This is a genomic window from Acinetobacter entericus (assembly GCF_026168575.1).
Taxonomy (GTDB): Bacteria; Pseudomonadota; Gammaproteobacteria; order Pseudomonadales; family Moraxellaceae; genus Acinetobacter; species Acinetobacter bouvetii.
In genome coordinates, this window is sequence record NZ_JAPEQW010000004.1 from 103,873 (window position 1) to 124,905 (window position 21,033).

A 21,033-nucleotide genomic window follows, 5' to 3' on the forward strand; every position below is an offset into this window, starting at 1 on the left:
CATGCAAATTACGACTCCTGATATTGGTGTAGATAAAGCGACTGTTGCGGAAATTTTGGTTAAAGTGGGCGATGCCATTAGTGTTGATGACAGTATTGTATTGCTTGAGTCGGATAAAGCCTCTGTTGAAGTGCCAAGCACTTCGGCAGGCGTGGTGAAAAGCATTTTGGTTCAGCTGGGCGATGACGTTGCTGAAGGCGCGGTTTTAATTGAGCTGGAAGCAGAAGGTCAAACTGAAGCGCCAGCTGTTGCGCAAACGCCTCAAGCGGCGGCGCAGCCTGCTGCACCCGTTGAAGTAAAAGCGGAAGCGGCTCCAGCTGCATCTGCGGCGGCTTCGCAAGTGGCTGATGTGCAGGTGCCGGACATTGGCGTGGAAAAAGCCACAGTTGCTGAAATTTTAGTGAAAGTAGGCGACACCGTTGAAGTGGATGACAGTTTAGTGCTGCTGGAATCGGACAAAGCGTCTGTAGAAGTGCCTAGTCCTGTGGCGGGAACTATTGAAGCGATTGAAATTCAAACTGGCGACAGCGTGAAAGAAGGCGTGGTGATTCTCACGGTTAAAACTGCAGGTACAGCGCCGGCAGCAGAAGCGCCAAAAGCAGAATCAGCGCCAGCCGCTGCTCCTGCAACAGCTGAAGCCCCAGTTGCGGTTCAGGCAGCACCTGTACAAACGGGTGCAATTGAGATTGCTGTGCCTGATTTGGGCGTGGATAAAGCCGCTGTCGCTGAAATTTTAGTAAAAGTGGGCGATACGGTCGAAAAAGACCAAAGTATTGTGGTTGTAGAGTCGGATAAAGCGACTGTAGAAGTGCCAAGCACCGCAGCAGGCGTGATTAAGGCGATTCATGTTCAGCTCGGGCAGAGTGTGAGTGAAGGCATTGCTTTAGTGACGGTTGAAGGCCAGGCAGCGGCGCCGGCAGCTGCACCCGTTCAAGCGGAAGCGCCAAAAGCAGCAATGAAGGCGGCGCCTGCACCTGCTGTTCAGGCTGCAGCGCCAGCCTCAGCTCCTGTTCAAGGCGCAGACAAGCTGACGAAAGCGCAGAATGACGCCAATGCGAAAGTCTATGCAGGCCCGGCTGTACGCAAGCTGGCGCGTGAATTAGGCGTCGTATTGTCTGAAGTAAGCGCGTCTGGCCCGCATGCGCGTGTCATGAAGGAAGACCTGAAAGCATTTGTCAAAGCGCGTTTAACTGCGCCTCAGGCTGCTCCAACCGCTCAGGCTGTTGCTCAAGTTTCTGGCTTGCCAAAGCTTCCGGATTTCACAGCGTTTGGCGGTGTCGAAGAGAAAGTCTTGACGCGCTTGCAGCAGGTATCCATTCCGCAGCTGTCTTTGAACAACTTTATTCCGCAAGTCACACAGTTTGATGCCGCGGATATTACCGAGCTTGAAGCTTGGCGTAATGACCTTAAAGGCAACTTTAAGAAAGAAGGCATCAGCCTGACCATTATGGCTTTCATCATTAAAGCGGTTGCGCATTTGCTGAAAGAAGAGCGTGATTTTGCAGGCCACTTGGCAGATGACGGCAAGTCTGTACTATTGCGTAATGAAATCCATATGGGCATTGCTGTAGCAACACCAGATGGTTTAACTGTTCCTGTACTGCGTAATCCAGACCAGAAATCGATTAAAGAAATTGCAGTTGAATTGGGCGTGCTGGGTCAGAAAGCGCGTGATAAGAAGCTTTCGCCGAAAGACCTGCAAGGCGCAAACTTCACAATTTCAAGCTTAGGCGCAATTGGCGGTACGGCATTTACCCCATTGGTTAACTGGCCGCAAGTGGCAATTTTGGGTATTTCACCAGCGGCCATGCAGCCTGTGTGGAATGGTGAAGGCTTCGATCCGAAATTAATGCTGCCATTGTCATTGTCTTATGACCACCGTGTGATTAATGGTGCGGATGCTGCGCGCTTTACCAATAAGCTGACGAAATTATTAAAAGATATCCGTTCATTGTTAATCTGATAATCTCGAATTATTCTGAATTGTGAAATAAACCCTGCTTCGGCAGGGTTTTTGCTTTGCGCAATACGAGTTTGAACATGAAAGCTGCTGAGTGGATGCAGCCCGCTGAATAGTTTTTAGATTGTCTTGATCTGACTGTTTTATCTATCTTTATAAATCAATTTGCTTTATTGCGCTTCGCCCATTAAAATGGCTGTACTTCATTGGGGAGTAGCCGCTGTTTACGCAAAGTAAACAGGTGATGGTCAACATATTTGTTCAACAGAGCATGGCCATCATAACAAAGAACCAAATGAGCTTTTCTTAAAAGCTTTCTTTTGTTGGCAAGACCTTTGATTTACCACTCTGCAGATTTTTGGCTAGCAGGAGCGGTGAGTCATCGGTATTTGTTTGCTAGCCAGAGAAACACACCATGCTTTCAGCTTTTTTGATTTCTTTAGCCGTTGTTGCCTTATCTGAAATGGGCGATAAAACTCAATTGCTGGCTTTGCTGCTGGCGGCCCGTTTCCGAAAGCCTGTTCCCATCCTCATTGCGATTTTTTTTGCCACCGTGGTCAACCATGGCGTCTCGGCTATTTTGGGCCAATGGATTACAACCGTCTTGAGTCCGACAGTCCTGCTGTGGATAGTGTCGCTGGGCTTTATTGCAATGGCGGTCTGGATGCTGATTCCAGATGAACTGGATGATGAAACTGAAAGCATTAACAAATGGCAAAAATACGGCGTATTCGGCGCAACCTTTGTTTTATTCTTTCTGGCCGAAATTGGTGATAAAACCCAAGTTGCAACCGTGGCCTTGGCGGCCCGCTTTGACAGCATTGGCTGGGTAACGCTGGGGACCACTCTGGGCATTATGCTGGTGAATGCGCCAGCCGTTTTTATTGGCAATAAGTTGGCGGAAAAATTGCCAATTGCTTTGATTCATAAAATTGGCGCAGCGGTCTTCCTGATTATTGGTATTGCAGCCTTAGTACAGCATTATTTTTTCTGATCAGCCGTTGACAGATTTGAATCCTGACTTAAAAAGTCGGGATTTTTTTATGCAAAATGGTTCTCAATTATTTGATATTTCTAATGATATTGGTCTTAAATTTATTGTAAGTTTGTGTAATTCCATATATGTTGTACGGGAATAAAAGTCTTTTAAGAAAAACAGAATTTCGGGGAATAGGTATGGCATTTGACCGCACTACGTCGCAGGTGTTATTCGATAACGGCATACACAAATGCATCAGTTTTACCAGCTTGGTTAAAGGTGAAGGCGTACAGGCCAATCAATTTCTGATCTTGGATAATGAGCGCGCTGCAGTGCTGGATCCGGGCGGTGATTTGACCTATGTGCCGCTGACCATGGAGCTGAACAAATATACCCGCCTGACCAACCTCGATTATGTGATGGCCTCGCATCAGGATCCAGACATTATTACGTCTATGCCGCGCTGGCTGGTCTATACCGACGCCAAAGTCGTGGCTTCGAAACTTTGGGCGCGCTTCCTGCCGCATTTGAATTCAGCCTTTATGAGTGACCGCATGAAAGGCAATTGGCTGGACCGCCTAGTTGAGCTGCCGGATCATGGTCAAATCATTACTTTAGGCCAGAGCCAGATTGTGGCGGTGCCTGCGCATTTTCTGCATTCAGTCGGCAACTTCCAATTTTACGATCCTATCGCGAAAATTTTATTTTCGGGCGATATGGGCGCATCCATGGTGGAAGATGCATCGAAACCCTTAGAAAATTTTGCCGCGCATATCCCGAAAATGAAAGGTTTCCATCAGCGCTATATGTGCAATAACAAAATCATCCGCTTATGGGTCAACATGGTGCGCACCATGGATGTTGAAATGATTGTGCCGCAGCATGGCACGCCGTTTGTGGGCAAGGAGCAGGTCAATCAATTTTTGGACTGGATTGAAACACTGGAATGCGGCACAGATTTAATGGATGAATCTGTATTTACTTTTCCAGAATAAACGCAGGAAGTGATAAAAAAATATTGAGCGGCAGGGCAGTTTTTTTTAATATTCAGCTTCAAAAAATCACTTTTGATGACGAGAATTAATAACAATGCTGTCTCAAGTTCCCACACAGGATGCGTGTTTAAGCTGCGGCGCCTGCTGCGCTTTTTTCAGGGTTTCATTTTACTGGGCAGAAGGGCTGAATATGCCTGAACACTATACGGAACCGGTTACAGCAGTGTATTCCTGCATGGCAGGCACCAATCAGCCTTCACCGCGCTGCATAGCGCTTGAAGGGGAAATTGGCCGGCAGGTGAGCTGCGGCATGTATGAAGCGCGCAGTTCATCCTGCAAAGAAGTGCAAATTGCCGACGCACAGTGCAATAAGGCGCGCGTTGCGCATAATATGATTCCTTTTGTGCAGATTGAGACGCCTGAACCGGTCAATGATGACGATTTTGATCAGGTTTGCTGAAGTTGATGCCAGGCGGAGCTGCGGCTCTGCCTTGACCGCAAGAGATAAAATTGAATGCTGAAAACAATATAAAAATAAGCAGTTGCGTTCATTTACAAGATCTAAAGCAGAAGTTTTGACAAAAAAAAGCCGCTTTGGCTGAAATAGGCATGAATAAAAGCCATTTTTTTGTTTATAATGGCGCACGGAAATTACCAGTGAGACTGTTATGTTGACCATCGTTCAAGAAGCGCTAACCTTCGATGATGTCTTATTACTCCCTGCCTACTCAACTGTTCTCCCAAAAGATGTCTCTCTAAAGACACGCCTGACTCGCGGCATTAATCTGAATATTCCTCTAGTTTCGGCAGCAATGGATACTGTGACTGAGTCACGTATGGCGATTGCGATGGCGCAAAACGGCGGTATTGGTATTTTGCACAAAAACATGGATATTTCAGCGCAAGCCGCTGAAGTGCGCCGTGTGAAGAAATTTGAAGCCGGCATGGTGAAAGATCCAATTACTGTGACGCCTGAAACTACGATTCGCGACTTGATTGCAATTACTCAAGCCAACAACATCAGCGGCGTGCCTGTTGTTAAAGACGGCAAAGTGGTCGGTATCGTCACAGGCCGTGATACACGTTTTGTGACCAATTTAGAACAGCCGGTCAGCAATATCATGACTGGGCAAGATCGCCTTGTGACTGTTCGTGAAAATGAATCTAAAGAAAATATCCAAGCATTATTGCAGCAGCACCGTATTGAAAAAGTATTGGTGGTTGGCGAAAACAATGAATTGAAAGGCTTAATTACGGTGACTGATTTCCGTAAAGCTGAATTGTACCCAAACAGCTGTAAAGATGACTTGGGCCGCCTGCGGGTTGGGGCAGCGGTAGGCACAGGCGCTGAAACGCCAAGCCGCGTTGAAGCGCTGGTAGAAGCGGGCGTAGATGCGATTGTTGTGGATACGGCGCATGGCCATTCAGCTGGCGTGATTGAGCGTGTACGCTGGGTAAAAGCCAACTATCCGCAAGTGCAAGTGATTGGCGGCAACATTGCCACAGGCGATGCGGCATTGGCTTTATTGGATGCTGGCGCAGATGCGGTGAAAGTCGGTATTGGCCCTGGTTCAATCTGCACCACGCGTATTGTTGCGGGCATTGGCATGCCGCAAATTTCTGCAATTGATTCAGTTGCGAATGCATTGAAAGAACAGATTCCATTGATTGCTGACGGCGGCATCCGCTTCTCTGGCGATATGGCGAAAGCTATTGGCGCTGGCGCAAGCACCATCATGGTGGGTTCGCTGATGGCGGGTACTGAAGAAGCGCCGGGCGAAGTGGAATTCTTCCAAGGCCGTTACTACAAAGCTTACCGCGGCATGGGTTCATTGGGCGCAATGGCGGGTGCAACAGGTTCTGCTGACCGTTATTTCCAAGACTCTAAAGCGGGCGCTGAGAAATTAGTGCCGGAAGGCATTGAAGGCCGTGTGCCTTACAAAGGCCCGATGGGCAATATTGTGCACCAGATGATGGGCGGTCTGCGTTCATCTATGGGGTACACCGGTTCTTCAACTGTGGATGACTTGCGTCAGAATGCGCAATTTGTAAAAATTACTGCAGCGGGCATGTCAGAATCTCATGTGCATGATGTGACCATTACCAAAGAAGCGCCAAACTACCGTGTTGGTTGATTTTTAGTAATCAAAGCGCTGGAAAGCCGTCATTTTTATGACGGCTTTTTTGTTTTTGGTGTAAAGTGAATCCAGTATGAATGGGTTGATCAATATCACCGCATGTGAATAAGAAAGTGAGTAAAAAATGAGTTATTTCGGTACGGATGGCATTCGCGGAAAGTTTGGGGAACTTCCGATTACACCTGAGTTTGCATTAAAGCTGGGGTTTGCCGCAGGTAAAGTATTAAAGCGCACCAGCAAAAAAAGCAAACCGATTGTTGTATTGGGTAAAGATACCCGCCTTTCCGGCTATATTTTAGAAGCTGCGCTGCAGGCGGGCTTGAATGCCGCCGGCGTATACGTGCATTTGCTTGGCCCTTTGCCAACACCCGCCATTGCGCATTTGACCCGGGCGCTGCATGCCAGCCTTGGCATTGTGATTTCTGCATCGCACAATCCGTACTTTGATAACGGCATTAAATTTTTCTCAAGCGAAGGCAAAAAATTGCCGGATGAATTGCAGGATGCCATTAACCAAGAGCTAGAGCAGGACATGGTCATTGATGACACGGCCAACTTGGGTAAAAGTGTGCGGGTGAAAGATGCCAATGGCCGCTATATTGAATTCTGCAAATCGACTTTCCCTTATCATTTAGATCTGTCGCATTTAAAAATTGTCGTGGACTGCGCCAATGGCGCTGCCTACAGCGTTGGCCCGTCGGTGTACCGTGAGCTGGGCGCAAAAGTGGTGGCGCTGTATAACGAGCCGGATGGCTTGAACATCAATAAAGACTGCGGTTCAACGCACCCGGAAAATCTGCAGAAAGCCGTACTGAAGCATCAGGCGGATGTAGGCATTGCCTTTGATGGCGATGCTGACCGCGTGATTATGGTGGATAAAAACGGTGAGCAGGTGACGGGTGACCATATCCTGTATATTTTGGCGACACAAGCCAGCCACAAGCCTGCGGGTATTGTGGGCACGGTGATGAGCAACATGGCGCTGGAAATTGCGCTGGAAAAAGCGCAAGTGCCGTTTGTCCGCGCAAAAGTGGGCGACCGCTATGTTCTGCAAGGCTTGGATGATCATGGCTGGGTGACCGGCGGTGAGCCTTCTGGCCATATTTTAACTTTAGACAAGAGCACCACGGGCGATGCGATTATTGCGTCTCTGCAAGTGCTGACGGTCATGGTTGAGCAGCAAAAAGCGCTGCATGAATTGACTGACGGTTTCCAGCTGCTGCCCAATGTTCTGGTAAATGTGCGCTTGAGCCAAATGTTTGATCCGTACTCAGTGCCTGCATTGGCGGCGGAGTTTGATAAAGCTGAACAGCAATTAAAAGGACGCGGCCGCCTATTAATCCGCAAGTCCGGCACAGAACCGGTGATCCGCGTCATGGTGGAAGGCGATCAGCTGGATGAGGTGACTGCATTGGCGAATCATTTGGCTGATGCTGTGCGCGCAAACGCGGCATAAGGTGAAATGTCATGAGTGATATGATTAAAGATTTAAGCGAATTGCGCATGAGCTACCAAAAAGGGGAACTGCATGAAGATCAGGTGAATGCTGATCCGCATGAGCAATTCCTGCTGTGGTTCAACCATGCGTTGGAAGCACAGCTGCATGAACCGTATGCCATGTCATTGGCAACGGCGAATGCGCAAGGGCGTCCGCATGTACGTACCGTGCTGCTGCGCGGCGCAGCAGCAGCCGGCTATGACTTCTACAGCAATTACGACAGCCAAAAAGGCAATGATTTAGCGGAAAATCCGTATGCAGAATTATTGTTTTATTGGCAGGAGCAGGAGCGTCAAATCCGCGTTTCAGGCCGAGTAGTCAAAATCCCTGAACAGGAATCGACGGATTATTACCATAAGCGGCCGCGTGACAGCCAGATTGCTGCGCACATCAGCACCCCGCAAAGCGGGGCGATTGCCAGCCGCGAAGAACTGCAGCAGCGTTTTCAAAATCTGCATGATAATGTTGAAGGCAAAGATATGCTGGCCAAACCTGAGTTTTGGGGCGGATACCGCTTAGAGCCGGATTATTATGAGTTCTGGCAAGGCCGCCCAAACCGCCTGCATGACCGCTTGAGCTATGAAAAGCGTGAAGGGCAGTGGGTTTTGCAGCGATTGATGCCGTAAATGCCAAAGACCTTAATACAGCAAAGACCATTATTGACGCGCCCTGAATCAATTCAGGGCGTTGCGCCGTTTATTGCGCGGATTTTAGCGCGCCGCGGCGTGGAATCTGAGCTGGAACTGCAGCTGAAGCTGAAGCATTTGCTGGCGCCTGAAATGAAAGGGCTGTCAGCCGCCATTCAGCTGATGGATCAGGCGATCGATCAGCAGAAAAAAATTGTGATTGTCGGCGATTATGATGCCGATGGCGCAACCAGCACCGCATTAATGATTTTAGTTTTACGCGAGATGGGCGCACAGGCCGATTATCTGGTGCCTGACCGCTTCAAATACGGCTATGGCCTGACGCCTGCCATAGCTGACCTCGCCTTTGCCTCATTTGCCCCTGATCTGCTGATCACCGTTGACAACGGCATTTCCAGCCATGCCGGTGTTGATCAGGCGCATGCGCATGGCATGCAGGTGATTATCACTGACCATCATCTCACCACTAAAGAAACGCCGCCGGCGGAAGCCGTGGTGAATCCGAATCAGCTGGGCTGTGATTTCGCAAGTAAAGCTTTGGCTGGTGTGGGAGTGGCCTTTTATGTGCTGGCCAACTTGTCCAGCTTGCGCGCCAAACAGGGCAAATCGTCTGCCAAAGTTGTGAATTATTTGGATTTGGTGGCGCTGGGCACGTATGCGGATGTGGCCAGCTTAGATTACAACAACCGGATTTTGATTGATGCGGGCCTGAAGCGCATTCAGCAAGGCTTATGCCGTGCCGGCATCAGTGCTTTGCTGGATATTGCGGGGCGTGATCCTGCAGAGCTGAAAGCGCAGGATCTGGGTTTTGTTCTTGGGCCGCGGATTAATGCCGCAGGCCGCATGGAAACTATGGATATCGGTATTGAATGCCTGATTGCACCCGACCTGCAGGCGGCCTATCCGTTGGCGCAGCAGCTGAATCAGCTGAATGTGGAACGCCGGCAGGTTGAAACACAGATGAAGCAAGAAGCCTTAGCTGAGTTGGAACAGCTGCAGCTGGATGAAAAAAACCTGCCATCTGCTTTAATTCTGTTTGAGCCGCATTGGCATCAAGGTGTGATCGGCATTGTGGCAGGACGCTTAAAAGAGCAGTTCCACCGTCCAGCCATCGTGTTTGCCGCCGATGAAGACGGCAAGCACATCAAGGGTTCAGCGCGTTCGATTGAAGGCATTCATATTCGTGACAGCATCGAGCAGATTGCGGAAGAGTCTCCGCATTTGGTCAGCCATTTTGGCGGTCATGCCGCAGCGGCAGGCTTAACCATCCTGAAAGAAAATTTTGCGGCGTTTAAAGCGGCGTTTGAACAGCTGATGACGGCGCAGGATGACAGCCTGTTTCAGGCGGTGCTGTGGACGGACGGCGATTTGCCGGATGAGGCCTTTCAAATTGCGACGGTGGATACTTTGCAGCAGCTGACGCCGTGGGGTCAGAAATTTCCAGCCCCAGTTTTTGATGGCCTGTTTAAAATATTGGATTACCGCTGGCTAAAAGAGGAGCATCTCAAGCTGCGGCTTGCGTTGCCTTCAGGGCAGGTGCTGGATGCGATAGCCTTTAATGCCGCCGGCCGTTATCAATTTGACCCGATGCACGGGCAGGTGCGTTTGGTCTATGAGCTGGACAAAAACACCTTTAATGGCGCAACCAGCCTGCAGCTGCGCATTTTGCATTTAGAACAGTAATAATCGCGATTTTAAAATGCTGTTCATAAAAAAAACCGCTCTGACGAGCGGTTTTTTCTATCTGACTAGATGGGCGGATTTGAATTAGAAGCGGTATTTCGCTGCTAGGCCAAATGAGTTGTAATCATTGTTGCCAGCTTCGCCAAAGCCTACACGGCCTTCTAAGCTCACTTGCTGATTGAAGAATTTACGCGCATTAATGCCGACTTCACTTTGATCATTTAAATCATTGTTGTAGTAGTCTGCACCCACGCTGAACGTTTTGTCGATGAAGTAATCCGCTTTTAGGTTGTACTCATCTAAATCGCCGAATGCTGCACCAGCTTCTAAGTTAATGTCTTTACCGTTGCTAAGTGTTGTGACGTATTTTGCACGAAGTGTTGGATCTACACCGTCATCCTTGTCGTTATCGTAGCCTTTTAAACCCGCTGCAATTAAGAAGCCTGGCGCTGCAAGATAACCAACTTCTGCTGCGTAGTAAGTGGTATCAAAATCGTGCTTATTACCAAAGACATCACGTACTTCAGTATTGTTGCGGCTCACATCACCGCTTAAATAGAAATCTGAATTTGGCACATAATATTCTGCGCCAATGCCATAAGTATTGTCGTCTACATCACCGCGGTCAGCAAAGTTGGCATGTGCGCTGATATTACTGGCGCGGTCAAGGAATGCTGCTTCTGCAAGCGGCGCATTGCGTGTTTGCACTGGGTTGAAATAGTATGTACCGTTCACGCCGAATTCACTGCCAGAGCCGCCCTTGTCTGGGTCGATATAGCCAGCTGAAGCGCCAACTTCTGCTTGATAGGCATGTGCTGTGCCTGTAACAGCTAAAGCAGATAATAGTGCTGAAGCAATCGCTAATTTTTTCATGGATCATACCCCTCTGAAATTTGGCTTAAATAATACATTTTTTGTTACAACTTTTAGTCTAGAGTAAAAATTACTCACGTCAATTTCTAGAAGGTTACAGAAATGTGTCTAAGGTAATGTTGTGTAATTTTTAATACTTAAATAATTGAAATATATTAATATAACTTAAATGTTATGTTTTATTAAAACTGTGTGGATATTATGAATTTATTAAAATTAGCTTAATTTTTCTTCTAAATTTAAAACAAATGTTACCAAAGAAAAAATGGTATTTTGATTCAAGACACCATTTTATCCAGAAAATTTTCAATTTAAATTAAAAGCGGAATGTGCCATTAATATTCAGCACAGTCATATCATCGCCAAATCCTGCTGAAGCGCCAATCGCAAGATTGGACTGAATGAAGTATTTTGTGCGCAAAGTGAAATAATCGGTATCCTCTTGACCATTGTCTGCAATTTCATAAGCAAGGCCTGCACTGAATGCCGGATTAAAATAATAATCGGCAGCAATCGCTAAATTATCGTTATTGCCGAGCAAGGCGTCTGCTTCTAAGTTGAGGTGTTGGCCTGCTCCGATAGGCGCAACATACTTGGCTTTTAAGAGCAGGCGATTATCGTCGTGATCTTCATTGCTGCTTTGGTAGCCGACAGTTCCTGCAGCCAGCAATAGGTTAGAAATGGGCATATAGCCCGCCACTGCGCGATAGGTATATGTATCTTCTTTCTCAGTGTTGCTTAACGTGCCAACCGGTGTTGCAAGCTTATCTTCGATTTCAAGCTGGCCGAAACCGAATCCAGCATTGAGATAAAATTTTTCTACGTAATATTCGATACCGCCACTGAAATGATGTGATGTGACATCGCGCGAGACTGTTCCAGCAGGAATGGAGATATCTTTTCTGTCTGCATAATTATAATTGTAATCAGCATATACATTGCTGTTATGGCCTAAAAACGCGGCTTCATTTAACGGGCCTTTAATGGCGACAGGATTAAAATAATAAGTGCCATGCAAATTGACTTGGCCGTTAGAGTCAATGATATCGCTGTCATGATCAAAGTTGGTAAATCCGGCATCGACTTGACCATTATAAGCAAAACTTGATGCTGAAACGGCCAGAAGGCCGAATGTAAGAAAAGATAATTTCATGGGTTTAACCTGCTGTTATTGTAAAGAAAATGTAATATTTATTGTGAGTGGGCGTATTTTTCATAAAGCATGTACTTGTGTCAATTGCTGTAGCGCCGTAAAGGGGCTGAATTTGCGCAAACGGTCTGTGATATAATTGCGGGCTATTTAAGCCAAAATTTTTGTTTGAGAGAATTTCACGTGGAAATTAATCCTTATCTATTACAGCTAAAAGACTTAAACGACCGTGGTCAAACATTACGGGGGTATCTTTGACTACGATCTGAAAAAAGAGCGTTTAGAAGAGGTTCTGCGTGAACTAGAAGACCCTGCGATTTGGAATGACCAAGCGCGCGCGCAGGCGATGGCCAAAGAAAAAGGCGAGCTTGAAAATGTACTGAACGTCCTTGAAGGCTTGTCGGCTCAGCTGGAAGATGCGCAGGCTTTACTGGATTTAGCATTAGAAGCCGATGATGAAAGCTTATTGGCTGATGTGCAGGCAGAATTGGATACAGCTGAAGCTGAATTGGCCAAACTTGAATTCCGCCGCATGTTCAGCAACCCGATGGATCCGAATCCTTGCTATGTAGAAATTCAAGCGGGTTCTGGCGGTACAGAAGCGCAGGACTGGGCGTCGATGCTGCTGCGCATGTATTTGCGCTGGATCGAGCGTCATGGCTTCAAAGCAGAAGTCATGGAAGAATCAGATGGCGATGTTGCAGGCATTAAATCGGCAACGATCCGTGTGGAAGGCGAGTATGCCTATGGCTGGCTGCGCACAGAATCCGGCGTGCACCGTTTAGTGCGCAAGTCGCCGTTTGACTCAGGCAACCGCCGCCATACTTCATTCTCTGCGGTGTTTGTATCGCCGGAAGTGGATGACAATATTGAAATTGACATTAATCCAGCGGATGTCCGCACCGATACTTACCGTGCATCCGGCGCGGGCGGTCAGCACATTAACAAAACCGATTCTGCAGTGCGTTTAACGCATGCGCCAACCGGCATTGTGGTGGCGTGTCAAAACCAGCGTTCTCAGCATGCCAACCGTGACCATGCGTGGAAGCAATTGCGTGCAAAACTCTATGAACGTGAAATGCAGATTCGCAATGACGCCGCAAAAGCATTAGAAGACACCAAGTCGGATATTGGCTGGGGCAGTCAGATCCGCTCTTATGTTCTAGATGATTCACGCATTAAGGATTTGCGTACTGGTGTTGAAAGCTCAAATACCGGCGCAGTTTTGGATGGCGACTTAGATAAATTTATTGAAGCCAGCTTAAAGCAGGGACTTTAATTAAATTTATCTAAAAAACAAAGCTCTTGAAGGTATTTTACAATATATCTATAAAATTCGATATTAAAATCGTAAAAATGCGATATATTATGCTCAGATGCTGAATAGAGCTTTGCGCTGTTTTTTTCATTTTTTAATTAAACTCGTCTGAATTATGGATATTGATTTAATTTTTAAAGCGTTGGCAAATCCGACTCGGCGGCAGATTTTGGAGTGGCTTAAAAACCCCAATCAATTTTTGTCAGAAGAGCAATGCGGCGGCTTTAATCGCGGTGTGTGCGCAGGGAATATTGAGAAACTCGGCAATGTCTCGCAATCCACCATGTCGAATCATTTGTCTGTGCTGCAGCAGGCGGGTCTGATTCAAGCGGAAAAATACGGCCAATGGTCTTATTTTTCCCGCAACGAAGCGCTTATTCAGCAATATATTGATTACTTGAAAAACTCACTCTAAGTAAAAAGGGGTGAGGGATGAGACGAATATGGCTGAACTGAATTCCCCTTTAATTCTTGGCGATTTGCACCTGAAAAACCGTGTGGTGATGGCGCCATTAACCCGCAGCCGCGCAACCGATGACCGTGTGCCTACGCCGATGATGGCAGAGCATTATGCGCAGCGCGCCAGTGCCGGCTTAATCATTTCTGAGGCGACCGTAATTTCTGAAGAAGCCAATGGCTATTTAAATACCCCAGGGTTATTTACGGATGCGCAAGTTGAAGGCTGGAAAGCGGTAACTGGTGCGGTACATGCCAAAGATGGTTTGATTGTCGCGCAGCTGTGGCATGTGGGCCGGGTATCGCATCCTGATTTATTGCAGGGAGAGACTCCTGTTTCTGCCAGCACTGTTCAGCAGGCGGGGCAGGTCAGCCTATTGCGTCCAAAACGTGATTATGTGGCGCCTCGCGCTTTAGAAATCGCTGAAATTAAAGAGATTGTTGAGCAGTTTAAACAGGCGGCCATTCGCGCTAAAGACGCCGGTTTTGACGGTGTGGAATTGCACGGCGCCAATGGCTATCTGATTGATCAGTTTTTACAGAGTTCAACCAATCACCGTGAAGATGCATACGGCGGTTCGGTAGAAAACCGCACGCGTCTGTTGTTAGAGGTGGTTGATGCTTTAATTGAGGTCTGGGGCGCAGGCCGTGTTGGTGTGCATTTGGCGCCGCGCGGTGATGAGCACGACATGGGCGATGATGATCCACGTGAAACATTCGGCTATGCGCTGCAAGAATTGGGCAAACGTAAAATAGCCTTCTTCTTTACCCGTGAATATTTGGCCGATGACAGCATCAGTGAATATCTGAAAGCGCGTTCTGCCGGTGTGCCTTATATTGCCAATATGAAGCTGAGCCGTGCAGATGCGATTGAATTATTGAATTCAGGCAAGGCGGATGCGGTATCCTTCGGCAAAGCGTATATTGCCAATCCCGATTTATTCGAACGCTTGGTGCAGGACGCGCCGCTGAATGAATTGGTCTTTGACAATATGATCGGCGTACAGACTGCAGAAGGCTACACCGATTATCCAAGCCTGAATGAGACATTTGGCGCAGGACAAGCACAGCATTAATCCCACAGCAAAGATGCATTATCCATTAACATGTGGATAATGCTCTGATATATTCTGCCGAGACAATCGGCATCAGGGCAAACTATTTGACTACTCCTTTCTGGTATAACGTAGCGCTTTTCATCATTAAGCCTTTGTATCGGTCGCGCATCAAAAAGCGCGCGGACAATGACGCGCAGTATCAGCAGGAATGCCTCGAGCGTTTTGGCCCATTTCAGCCGGTCAAGAATCTGAACGCCATTTGGTTTCATGTGGTATCTGTCGGTGAAACCAATGCCGCGCAGCCGCTGATCGAACATTATCTTAAAAAAGGGCATCCAGTTTTAGTCACGAATACCACTAAAACGGGGCAAGCCCGCGCCAAATCTTTATTCTTAAAAGTGCCCTATGAAGCGCTGTTTCAAGCCGTGTATCTACCTGCCGATCAAAAGCATCTGGTACGGCACTTCATCGAAAAATATCAGCCTAAACTGCTGGCTTTAGTGGAAACAGAGCTTTGGCCGAATCTGATTGATCAGGCTAAGCAGCTGCAAGTGCCATGCCTGCTGATTAATGCGCGCCTGTCAGAAAAATCGGCGAAGGGCTACGGCAAAGTGCCGAGTCTGAGCCGTCCGATGCTGCAGGGGCTGAATCAATTGCTGGCGCAGGATCAGGCGACTTTAGACCGCTTCATTGCTTTAGGCGCTCAGCCTCAAGCGAGTCAGGTGGTGGGCAGCATTAAATTTGATATTCATGCGCCGCAGCATGCGGTTGAACTGGCCGCGCAGCTGAAAATAGACTGGTCTTTGGCTGGCCGGAAAATTGTGACTATTGCCAGCACGCATGCGCCTGAAGAACAGAAAATTTTAAGCGCGTTAAAGCCTTATTTGCAGCAGCATCCTGAACTGCTGTGTATTGTCGTACCGCGCCATCCCGAACGCTTTGATGAGGTTTTTTCTGAAGCTCAGAAATTGGCTTTGCGTACCCAGCGCCGGAGTTTAGAGCAAAGCATTTTGTTTGATACGCAAGTGTACTTGGCGGACAGCATGGGTGAGCTTTGGCAGTGGCTGGCTTTAAGCCAAGCCTGCTTTGTGGGCGGTTCATTGAATGAGCCGGGCGGCGGACATAATATTTTAGAGCCGATTGCATTGCAGGTGCCAACTGTACTGGGCAAAAATTATTTTAATTTTCAAACCATTGTCGATGAGTTTGCTGCCGTGCAAGGTGTTGAAGTTGTTGAGGATGCGGAACAGGCTGCGCAAGTATTGGTTGAGCTGGCGGAAAATCCGCAGAAAGCGCAGGCTTTAAATGCCGCTGCACAGCAGATTATGCAAAAAAATACGGGTTCACTGCAAAAGCATATTCAGGTGATTGATCAGTATCTATAAGACCTTGTAAAAATGCATTTTCTGTAATGAATGGGAACGGCGGCGTCTTGTTATTATAGATTAATCACTCAGAGCTCTGATTTTACTTTTGTTTTGGCAAAAGTAACAAAACCATCTGTCATCCACAAAACTCGTCAGATAGCGATTTTTTTCAAAGATTTAGCATAAACTTTATATATCACATGCAGTCTTGCCTCGAACAGTTGTGGATGACGCTTACGCGTATTCCACAGGAGGCAATAGAGAAAATTTATGAACATCGTCCTTCTTGACCCGCGTCAAACTGAATCTGAGCTTTGGGCCATCAGCGCCAAGCGCCAGCTGGAGCATTTGCGTACCCATGTTAATGTGCAGGCCGGCGATACCCTGAAAATAGGCATCCGCGAAGGCAAGCGCTATCTAACTGAAGTGATTTCGGTCTCTGAGCAGCAGATGCAGCTGAAGCCGATCCGTGAAGAGGCGGTGCCTGAAAAATTGCCTGTGACCCTGGTTGTAGCGATGCCGCGGCCCAAAGTGCTGCGCCGCTTAATTATGGACAGTGTGACGCTGGGCGTGGAAAAAATCATTTTGCTGCACAGTTACCGCGTCGATAAAAGCTATTGGCAAACCCCTTTTTTGCAGCAGCTGCCGCATTATGTGGACTTAGGCTTAGAGCAGGCGGGTGATACCATTGCGCCTAAAATTGAATTGCACAAGCGCTTTAAGCCGTTTGTGGAAGATGTGCTGCCTACTATGATTTCAGCGGAGCGCCCAGCCTATGCCGCGCATCCGTATACAGAACATGCTATGCCATCCGGTATTGCGCATCCGTGCACGATTATGATTGGCCCAGAGGGCGGCTTCATCCCTTATGAAATTGATTTGCTCATAAAAAACGGCTGCCAAGCAGTCAGCTTAGGCAGCCGGATTATCCGTACTGAAACGGTGATTCCTTATGTGCTTGGGCGCTTATTTAGCCGCTGATTCCGCTGCTGCAGCGTCACCGCGGTACACCTTTACTTCCTGTACTGGATAAGGAATAGATACGCCGTGTTCATTGAAGGCATGAATGACGCGTTCCTGCACCTCACTGATCGAGTTGGCGGTCGTGGTTTCAGATGTATTCACCCACCAGCGGACAGTTAAATTGATGGAGAAATCTGCCAGCGCGCTGACGTTGACGGTAAAGCCCGGCTGGCTCAAAATGGTGGTATCGCGGTCCAGAATTTTCAGCACGATATCTTTGGCTTTCTGCACATCATCTTCATAGCCAATGCCAACCACAAATTCACAGCGGCGGCGCGGATAAGCCGTATTGACTGTTACTGCGCTGGTATAAACAGTCGCGTTGGGAATGACAATGCGGCGGCCGTCCGGAGAACGCAGGAAAGTGGCGCGGATCTGAATGTCTTCCACGGTGCCTTCCATGCCTGAAACAATAATGTCATCGCCAATTTTGAAGGGTTCACCCAGCAAAATTAAAATGCCGGACAGCAGGTTTTGGAAGATATCTTTGAATGCAAAACCGATGGCAACCGAACCAATCCCCAGCGCGCTCATGAGCTGGCCTGGGGTAAAGCCGGGGATGGCAACGACCATCGCGATGAGGAAGCCAATAAAGATAATGGCGGAACTGCCGACACGGTTTAAAACTAAAACCAGATTTTGTTTGGTATACGATTTTTCCGCCAGCGCCTTGCGTACAAATAATTTAAACAGTTTGGACAGCATGTAAAAAATCGCGAATACAAACAATGCAATGCATATGTAAGGCAGACGCTCCCAAAAGCCCTCCATAAATTTATCGATGGTGCTGTAAGCATCGTTATATTTTGCTGTATGTTCAATTACAGTTTGCGCTGTCTTTTCAGTCGCTTCCTGCAAAAGCTGGGTGGTGCCTTGAGTGACGTCACTCAAGGCATTGTCTTTTTCAGCCACGGAGGCTCCGAATAATAAAATTGATTTTGCGCTATTTTGCCTGAACTTTTACGGAAAATTAAGCAACAAAATACAGTGAAATTATATGTTTTATGCAATTTAGCATAAATGCATTAAAAGTATGCAGTGCCTTTCTGCATCATTTCCTGCGGGGGTTCCAGCTCACCGCTGCCTATCATGTAAGACACCATGCTGCCGGCTGAAAAAATGCTCAGAACAGCAATAATGATCATCAGCCATGCCAGCAGTTTTTCCCAAAATACAGCTGGGCGCGGAGCGCCATAGCGGTTTAGGCCAGCTGTGCCGGATGCCAGCAGCAGATACAGGATAAAAAATACATTGATGACCGGCAGCAGCATCAGCAGCATCATCCAGCTGGATTTGTCTAAATCATGCAGGCGGCGCGCGGTAATGACGATATAAAAATAGAGATAGAATACCAGCAGCGCGAGATAGCCCAATCCCGCCATGCCGGTCAGCAGATCAACAAACTGATTATTCAGGGTCATGGTGCTGAAATTAAAAATGCCAACCGCCAAGCTGAATGCAATAGAAGCAAAGAAGCTGAGCACATTTAAAAACGCGTACCAGCCAATAAAGCTTAAACGCCCAAAGCGGCCTCTGATAGACAGCGGGTGATCCGTTTCAGGGGCTGGATTGCGGGAAAAAAAGGGAGAGGAGTCTTTTGAATTCATGGGCTAAGCCAGCTGATAACTAAGTTATATTAAAGAGAGATGCTGTATGGATTTTCAGCATGATTATAAAACTAAAATATAAAATGCAAAAGAAATGTTCAGATACGCAAATGAGACAGGAAAGGCTTGAATTTGATCTCAAGCCTATGTTTTAAATAGAATGAACAAAATACGACCAAAGCAGGGTTGATCTGCTTAAAAAATAAACGCCATACTGGCGCGATGCAGAAATATAAAATCAAAAATGTGGCATGCATCTCGTGATGAGATGAAAAAAATCAAGGAAGTACAATTATGAATGAAATCTATCCTGTCCCTGAAAGTTTCAAAAAAACCGCCCGTATCTTGGAGTCGGAGTACTTCGAACGCTATCAAAAATCTATCGAACAGCCGGATGAATTTTGGGCGGAACAGGCGCGTAAACTGGATTGGATCAAGCCTTTTACACAAGTGAAAAATACCAGTTTCAAGCAAGATGATTTTAAAATTGAATGGTTTGCCGATGGCCAGCTGAATGTCAGCGCCAATTGCCTCGACCGCCATCTGAAAGAGCATCCGTATAAGCCGGCGATTATCTGGGAAGGCGATCATCCTTCACGCCATAAAATCATATCATTTGAAGAACTGCATGATGAGACTTGCCGTTTTGCCAATGTGCTGAAAAAGCATGGCGTGGGCAAGGGAGACCGCGTGGTGCTGTATATGCCGATGGTGCCGGAAGCGGCGATTGCCATGCTGGCCTGCGCCCGGATTGGCGCCGTGCATTGTGTGGTCTTTGGCGGTTTTTCACCAGATTCACTGGCCAGCAGAATTGATGACAGCCAAGCCAAGATGGTGATTACAGCAGATTGCGGCATGCGCGGCGGAAAGCCGATTCCGCTGAAAGAAAATGTGGATATTGCATTGCAGATTCCAGGCACGGCATCTGTGCAGCATGTGATGGTCGTGCACCGTACCGGCAACCCGATTGAGATGAAGCCGGAACGGGATCTGTGGTATCACATGGAAATCATGTCCGTGAATGATATTTGCCCGCCAGAGCCGATGAATGCGGAAGATCCTTTATTTATTTTGTACACTTCCGGCTCTACAGGCAAGCCGAAAGGCGTACTGCATACGACCGGCGGCTATCTGACTTATGTCAACTGCACCTTCCGCGAAGTTTTTGATTTAAAGCAGGATGATGTGTTCTGGTGTACCGCAGATGTCGGCTGGATCACGGGGCATTCCTATGTGCTGTATGGGCCCTTGTCGAATGGCGCCACGACGGTAATGTTTGAAGGCGTGCCGCAGTATCCGACATGGGCGCGTACAGGGCATATTGTCGATAAGCACAACGTCACCATTCTGTATACCGCGCCAACGGCCATCCGCGCCATGATGCGTGAAGGCGATTCTTTTGTCCGCGAAAGCGACCGCAGCAGCCTGCGCCTGCTGGGTTCAGTCGGTGAGCCGATTAACCCTGAAGCATGGAATTGGTACTATACCGTTGTGGGCGAAAGCCGCTGCCCGATTGTAGACACGTGGTGGCAGACTGAAACAGGCGGCCACATGATTACCCCGCTGCCGGGCGCGATGGCCTTGAAACCGGGTTCTGCAGCGCGTCCATTTTTTGGCGTACAGCCGGCAGTGGTGGATACGGACGGGAAAGAGCTGGAAGGCGCCGCCGAAGGCAATTTGGTGATTAAAGATTCTTGGCCCGGGCAAATGCGCACCATTTGGGGCGATCCTGAGCGCTTTATCGAAGCGTATTTTTCAACGTATCCAGGCACGTATTTTACTGGGGACGGTGTGCGCCGGGATGCGGACGGCTATTACTGGATTACCGGCCGGGTTGATGATGTGCTGAATGTCTCCGGCCACCGTTTAGGCACAGCAGAAATTGAAAGCGCGCTGGTGGCGCATGAGCTGGTGGCGGAGTCGGCTGTCGTCGGCATGCCGCACGATATTAAAGGGCAAGGCATTTGCGCGTTTGTGACCTTGCAGGCGGGTACGCCGGAGTCCGAAGAATTGCGTCAGGAACTGGTGGCATGGGTGCGCAAAATTTTGGGCCCTGTTGCAACACCGGATGCGCTGCATTGGGCGCCAGCTTTGCCTAAAACCCGCTCAGGCAAAATTATGCGCCGGATTCTGCGTAAAATTGCCGCCAATGAGCTGGATACTTTAGGCGATACCTCTACACTGGCAGAACCGCAGGTGGTTGAATATTTAATTGCGACGGTTTATCCAAAATAGTCAGTCAGGGCTGATGAATGCTGTCTGTGAAATTCAGGCAGCTTTT

The 21,033-nt window shown here is 48.0% G+C and carries 18 protein-coding genes and 1 riboswitch; of the genes, 14 read left to right on the top strand and 4 right to left on the bottom strand.

The genetic code is table 11. The features are described from left to right. The first annotated feature begins 1 nt into the window (after window position 1). From OKC24_RS04605 to recJ, 8 genes are all read left to right on the top strand, one after another. Window positions 2-1,963, top strand: a complete 1,962-nt coding sequence (locus OKC24_RS04605; protein ID WP_130144362.1) for a 2-oxo acid dehydrogenase subunit E2 — start codon at window positions 2-4, stop codon at window positions 1,961-1,963. 193 nt (window positions 1,964-2,156) lie between these two features. Continuing rightward, window positions 2,157-2,301, top strand: a riboswitch (yybP-ykoY riboswitch). A 74-nt stretch (window positions 2,302-2,375) separates the two neighbouring features. Next, complete coding sequence (locus tag OKC24_RS04610) at window positions 2,376-2,954, top strand: TMEM165/GDT1 family protein (protein ID WP_130144363.1); 579 nt, start codon at window positions 2,376-2,378, stop codon at window positions 2,952-2,954. Window positions 2,955-3,136: 182 nt separating this feature from the next. Continuing rightward, window positions 3,137-3,934, top strand: coding sequence for an oxygen-binding di-iron domain-containing protein (locus tag OKC24_RS04615; RefSeq protein ID WP_130144364.1), 798 nt, complete (start codon window positions 3,137-3,139; stop codon window positions 3,932-3,934). Window positions 3,935-4,028: 94 nt separating this feature from the next. Continuing rightward, window positions 4,029-4,394, top strand: coding sequence for a YkgJ family cysteine cluster protein (locus OKC24_RS04620; protein ID WP_130144365.1), 366 nt, complete (start codon window positions 4,029-4,031; stop codon window positions 4,392-4,394). 208 nt (window positions 4,395-4,602) lie between these two features. Further along, on the top strand, window positions 4,603-6,069 hold the full coding sequence (gene guaB / locus OKC24_RS04625) for an IMP dehydrogenase (RefSeq protein WP_130144366.1): 1,467 nt from the start codon (window positions 4,603-4,605) through the stop codon (window positions 6,067-6,069). Window positions 6,070-6,196: 127 nt separating this feature from the next. Then, window positions 6,197-7,528, top strand: a complete 1,332-nt coding sequence (gene glmM, locus OKC24_RS04630) for a phosphoglucosamine mutase (RefSeq protein WP_130144367.1) — start codon at window positions 6,197-6,199, stop codon at window positions 7,526-7,528. A gap of 11 nt (window positions 7,529-7,539) precedes the next feature. Next, window positions 7,540-8,196 carry a pyridoxamine 5'-phosphate oxidase gene (pdxH, locus tag OKC24_RS04635; RefSeq protein WP_130144368.1) on the top strand — a complete coding sequence of 219 codons (657 nt, stop codon included), beginning with the start codon at window positions 7,540-7,542 and terminating at the stop codon, window positions 8,194-8,196. Continuing rightward, window positions 8,197-9,900, top strand: coding sequence for a single-stranded-DNA-specific exonuclease RecJ (gene recJ / locus OKC24_RS04640; RefSeq protein ID WP_130144369.1), 1,704 nt, complete (start codon window positions 8,197-8,199; stop codon window positions 9,898-9,900). Between the two features lie 84 nt (window positions 9,901-9,984). Here the strand turns inward: recJ and OKC24_RS04645 are convergent, their stop codons facing one another. Both OKC24_RS04645 and OKC24_RS04650 read right to left on the bottom strand, forming a co-directional pair. Next, on the bottom strand, window positions 9,985-10,773 hold the full coding sequence (locus OKC24_RS04645) for a putative porin (protein WP_130144370.1): 789 nt from the start codon (window positions 10,771-10,773) through the stop codon (window positions 9,985-9,987). 316 nt (window positions 10,774-11,089) lie between these two features. Then, window positions 11,090-11,926, bottom strand: coding sequence for a putative porin (locus OKC24_RS04650; protein WP_265464844.1), 837 nt, complete (start codon window positions 11,924-11,926; stop codon window positions 11,090-11,092). Between the two features lie 180 nt (window positions 11,927-12,106). On the opposite strand from OKC24_RS04650, the gene prfB reads away from it, so the two are divergent. The 5 genes from prfB to OKC24_RS04675 all read left to right on the top strand — a co-directional run bounded on the left by prfB (window position 12,107) and on the right by OKC24_RS04675 (window position 17,103). Next, window positions 12,107-13,202, top strand: a protein-coding gene (gene prfB / locus OKC24_RS04655) for a peptide chain release factor 2 (RefSeq protein WP_130144372.1) whose coding sequence is annotated in 2 segments (ribosomal slippage) — window positions 12,107-12,178 and window positions 12,180-13,202 — 1,095 coding nt in all. Because the reading frame shifts where the segments join, the coding sequence is not laid out codon by codon here. Between the two features lie 154 nt (window positions 13,203-13,356). Further along, a complete protein-coding gene (locus OKC24_RS04660) occupies window positions 13,357-13,656 on the top strand; it encodes an ArsR/SmtB family transcription factor (protein WP_005006767.1) in 300 nt (99 codons plus the stop codon). Between the two features lie 28 nt (window positions 13,657-13,684). Then, window positions 13,685-14,773: an alkene reductase gene (locus OKC24_RS04665; RefSeq protein ID WP_130144373.1), complete on the top strand. Its 1,089-nt coding sequence runs from the start codon at window positions 13,685-13,687 to the stop codon at window positions 14,771-14,773. A gap of 86 nt (window positions 14,774-14,859) precedes the next feature. Then, entirely contained in the window at window positions 14,860-16,140 is a 1,281-nt protein-coding gene (locus OKC24_RS04670) for a 3-deoxy-D-manno-octulosonic acid transferase (protein ID WP_130144374.1), read from the top strand. 252 nt (window positions 16,141-16,392) lie between these two features. Next, window positions 16,393-17,103 (top strand): 16S rRNA (uracil(1498)-N(3))-methyltransferase, encoded by a 711-nt coding sequence (locus OKC24_RS04675; RefSeq protein WP_265464845.1) that lies wholly within the window; start codon window positions 16,393-16,395, stop codon window positions 17,101-17,103. On the opposite strand, the gene OKC24_RS04680 is transcribed toward OKC24_RS04675, so the two are convergent. Next, window positions 17,089-18,057, bottom strand: a complete 969-nt coding sequence (locus OKC24_RS04680) for a mechanosensitive ion channel family protein (RefSeq protein ID WP_130144376.1) — start codon at window positions 18,055-18,057, stop codon at window positions 17,089-17,091. The genes OKC24_RS04675 and OKC24_RS04680 overlap by 15 nt on opposite strands. 113 nt (window positions 18,058-18,170) lie before the next feature. Further along, entirely contained in the window at window positions 18,171-18,752 is a 582-nt protein-coding gene (locus OKC24_RS04685) for a DUF805 domain-containing protein (RefSeq protein WP_131277552.1), read from the bottom strand. 294 nt (window positions 18,753-19,046) lie between these two features. Here OKC24_RS04685 and acs point away from each other — a divergent pair, with 294 nt between their 5' ends. After that, complete coding sequence (acs, locus tag OKC24_RS04690) at window positions 19,047-20,987, top strand: acetate--CoA ligase (protein WP_265464846.1); 1,941 nt, start codon at window positions 19,047-19,049, stop codon at window positions 20,985-20,987. The last annotated feature ends 46 nt before the right edge of the window (window positions 20,988-21,033 follow it).

What these genes read in the sequence shown, in the direction of transcription:
- glmM (WP_130144367.1), top strand. Translation starts at nt 6,197, where the DNA reads ATGAGTTATTTCGGTACGGATGGCATTCGCGGAAAGTTTGGGGAACTT.
- OKC24_RS04615 (WP_130144364.1), top strand. Translation starts at nt 3,137, where the DNA reads ATGGCATTTGACCGCACTACGTCGCAGGTGTTATTCGATAACGGCATA.
- acs (WP_265464846.1), top strand. Translation starts at nt 19,047, where the DNA reads ATGAATGAAATCTATCCTGTCCCTGAAAGTTTCAAAAAAACCGCCCGT.
- OKC24_RS04665 (WP_130144373.1), top strand. Translation starts at nt 13,685, where the DNA reads ATGGCTGAACTGAATTCCCCTTTAATTCTTGGCGATTTGCACCTGAAA.
- OKC24_RS04660 (WP_005006767.1), top strand. Translation starts at nt 13,357, where the DNA reads ATGGATATTGATTTAATTTTTAAAGCGTTGGCAAATCCGACTCGGCGG.
- OKC24_RS04685 (WP_131277552.1), bottom strand. Translation starts at nt 18,752, where the DNA reads ATGAATTCAAAAGACTCCTCTCCCTTTTTTTCCCGCAATCCAGCCCCT.
- OKC24_RS04620 (WP_130144365.1), top strand. Translation starts at nt 4,029, where the DNA reads ATGCTGTCTCAAGTTCCCACACAGGATGCGTGTTTAAGCTGCGGCGCC.
- guaB (WP_130144366.1), top strand. Translation starts at nt 4,603, where the DNA reads ATGTTGACCATCGTTCAAGAAGCGCTAACCTTCGATGATGTCTTATTA.
- OKC24_RS04605 (WP_130144362.1), top strand. Translation starts at nt 2, where the DNA reads ATGCAAATTACGACTCCTGATATTGGTGTAGATAAAGCGACTGTTGCG.
- OKC24_RS04610 (WP_130144363.1), top strand. Translation starts at nt 2,376, where the DNA reads ATGCTTTCAGCTTTTTTGATTTCTTTAGCCGTTGTTGCCTTATCTGAA.
- recJ (WP_130144369.1), top strand. Translation starts at nt 8,197, where the DNA reads ATGCCAAAGACCTTAATACAGCAAAGACCATTATTGACGCGCCCTGAA.
- pdxH (WP_130144368.1), top strand. Translation starts at nt 7,540, where the DNA reads ATGAGTGATATGATTAAAGATTTAAGCGAATTGCGCATGAGCTACCAA.
- OKC24_RS04645 (WP_130144370.1), bottom strand. Translation starts at nt 10,773, where the DNA reads ATGAAAAAATTAGCGATTGCTTCAGCACTATTATCTGCTTTAGCTGTT.
- OKC24_RS04675 (WP_265464845.1), top strand. Translation starts at nt 16,393, where the DNA reads ATGAACATCGTCCTTCTTGACCCGCGTCAAACTGAATCTGAGCTTTGG.
- OKC24_RS04650 (WP_265464844.1), bottom strand. Translation starts at nt 11,926, where the DNA reads ATGAAATTATCTTTTCTTACATTCGGCCTTCTGGCCGTTTCAGCATCA.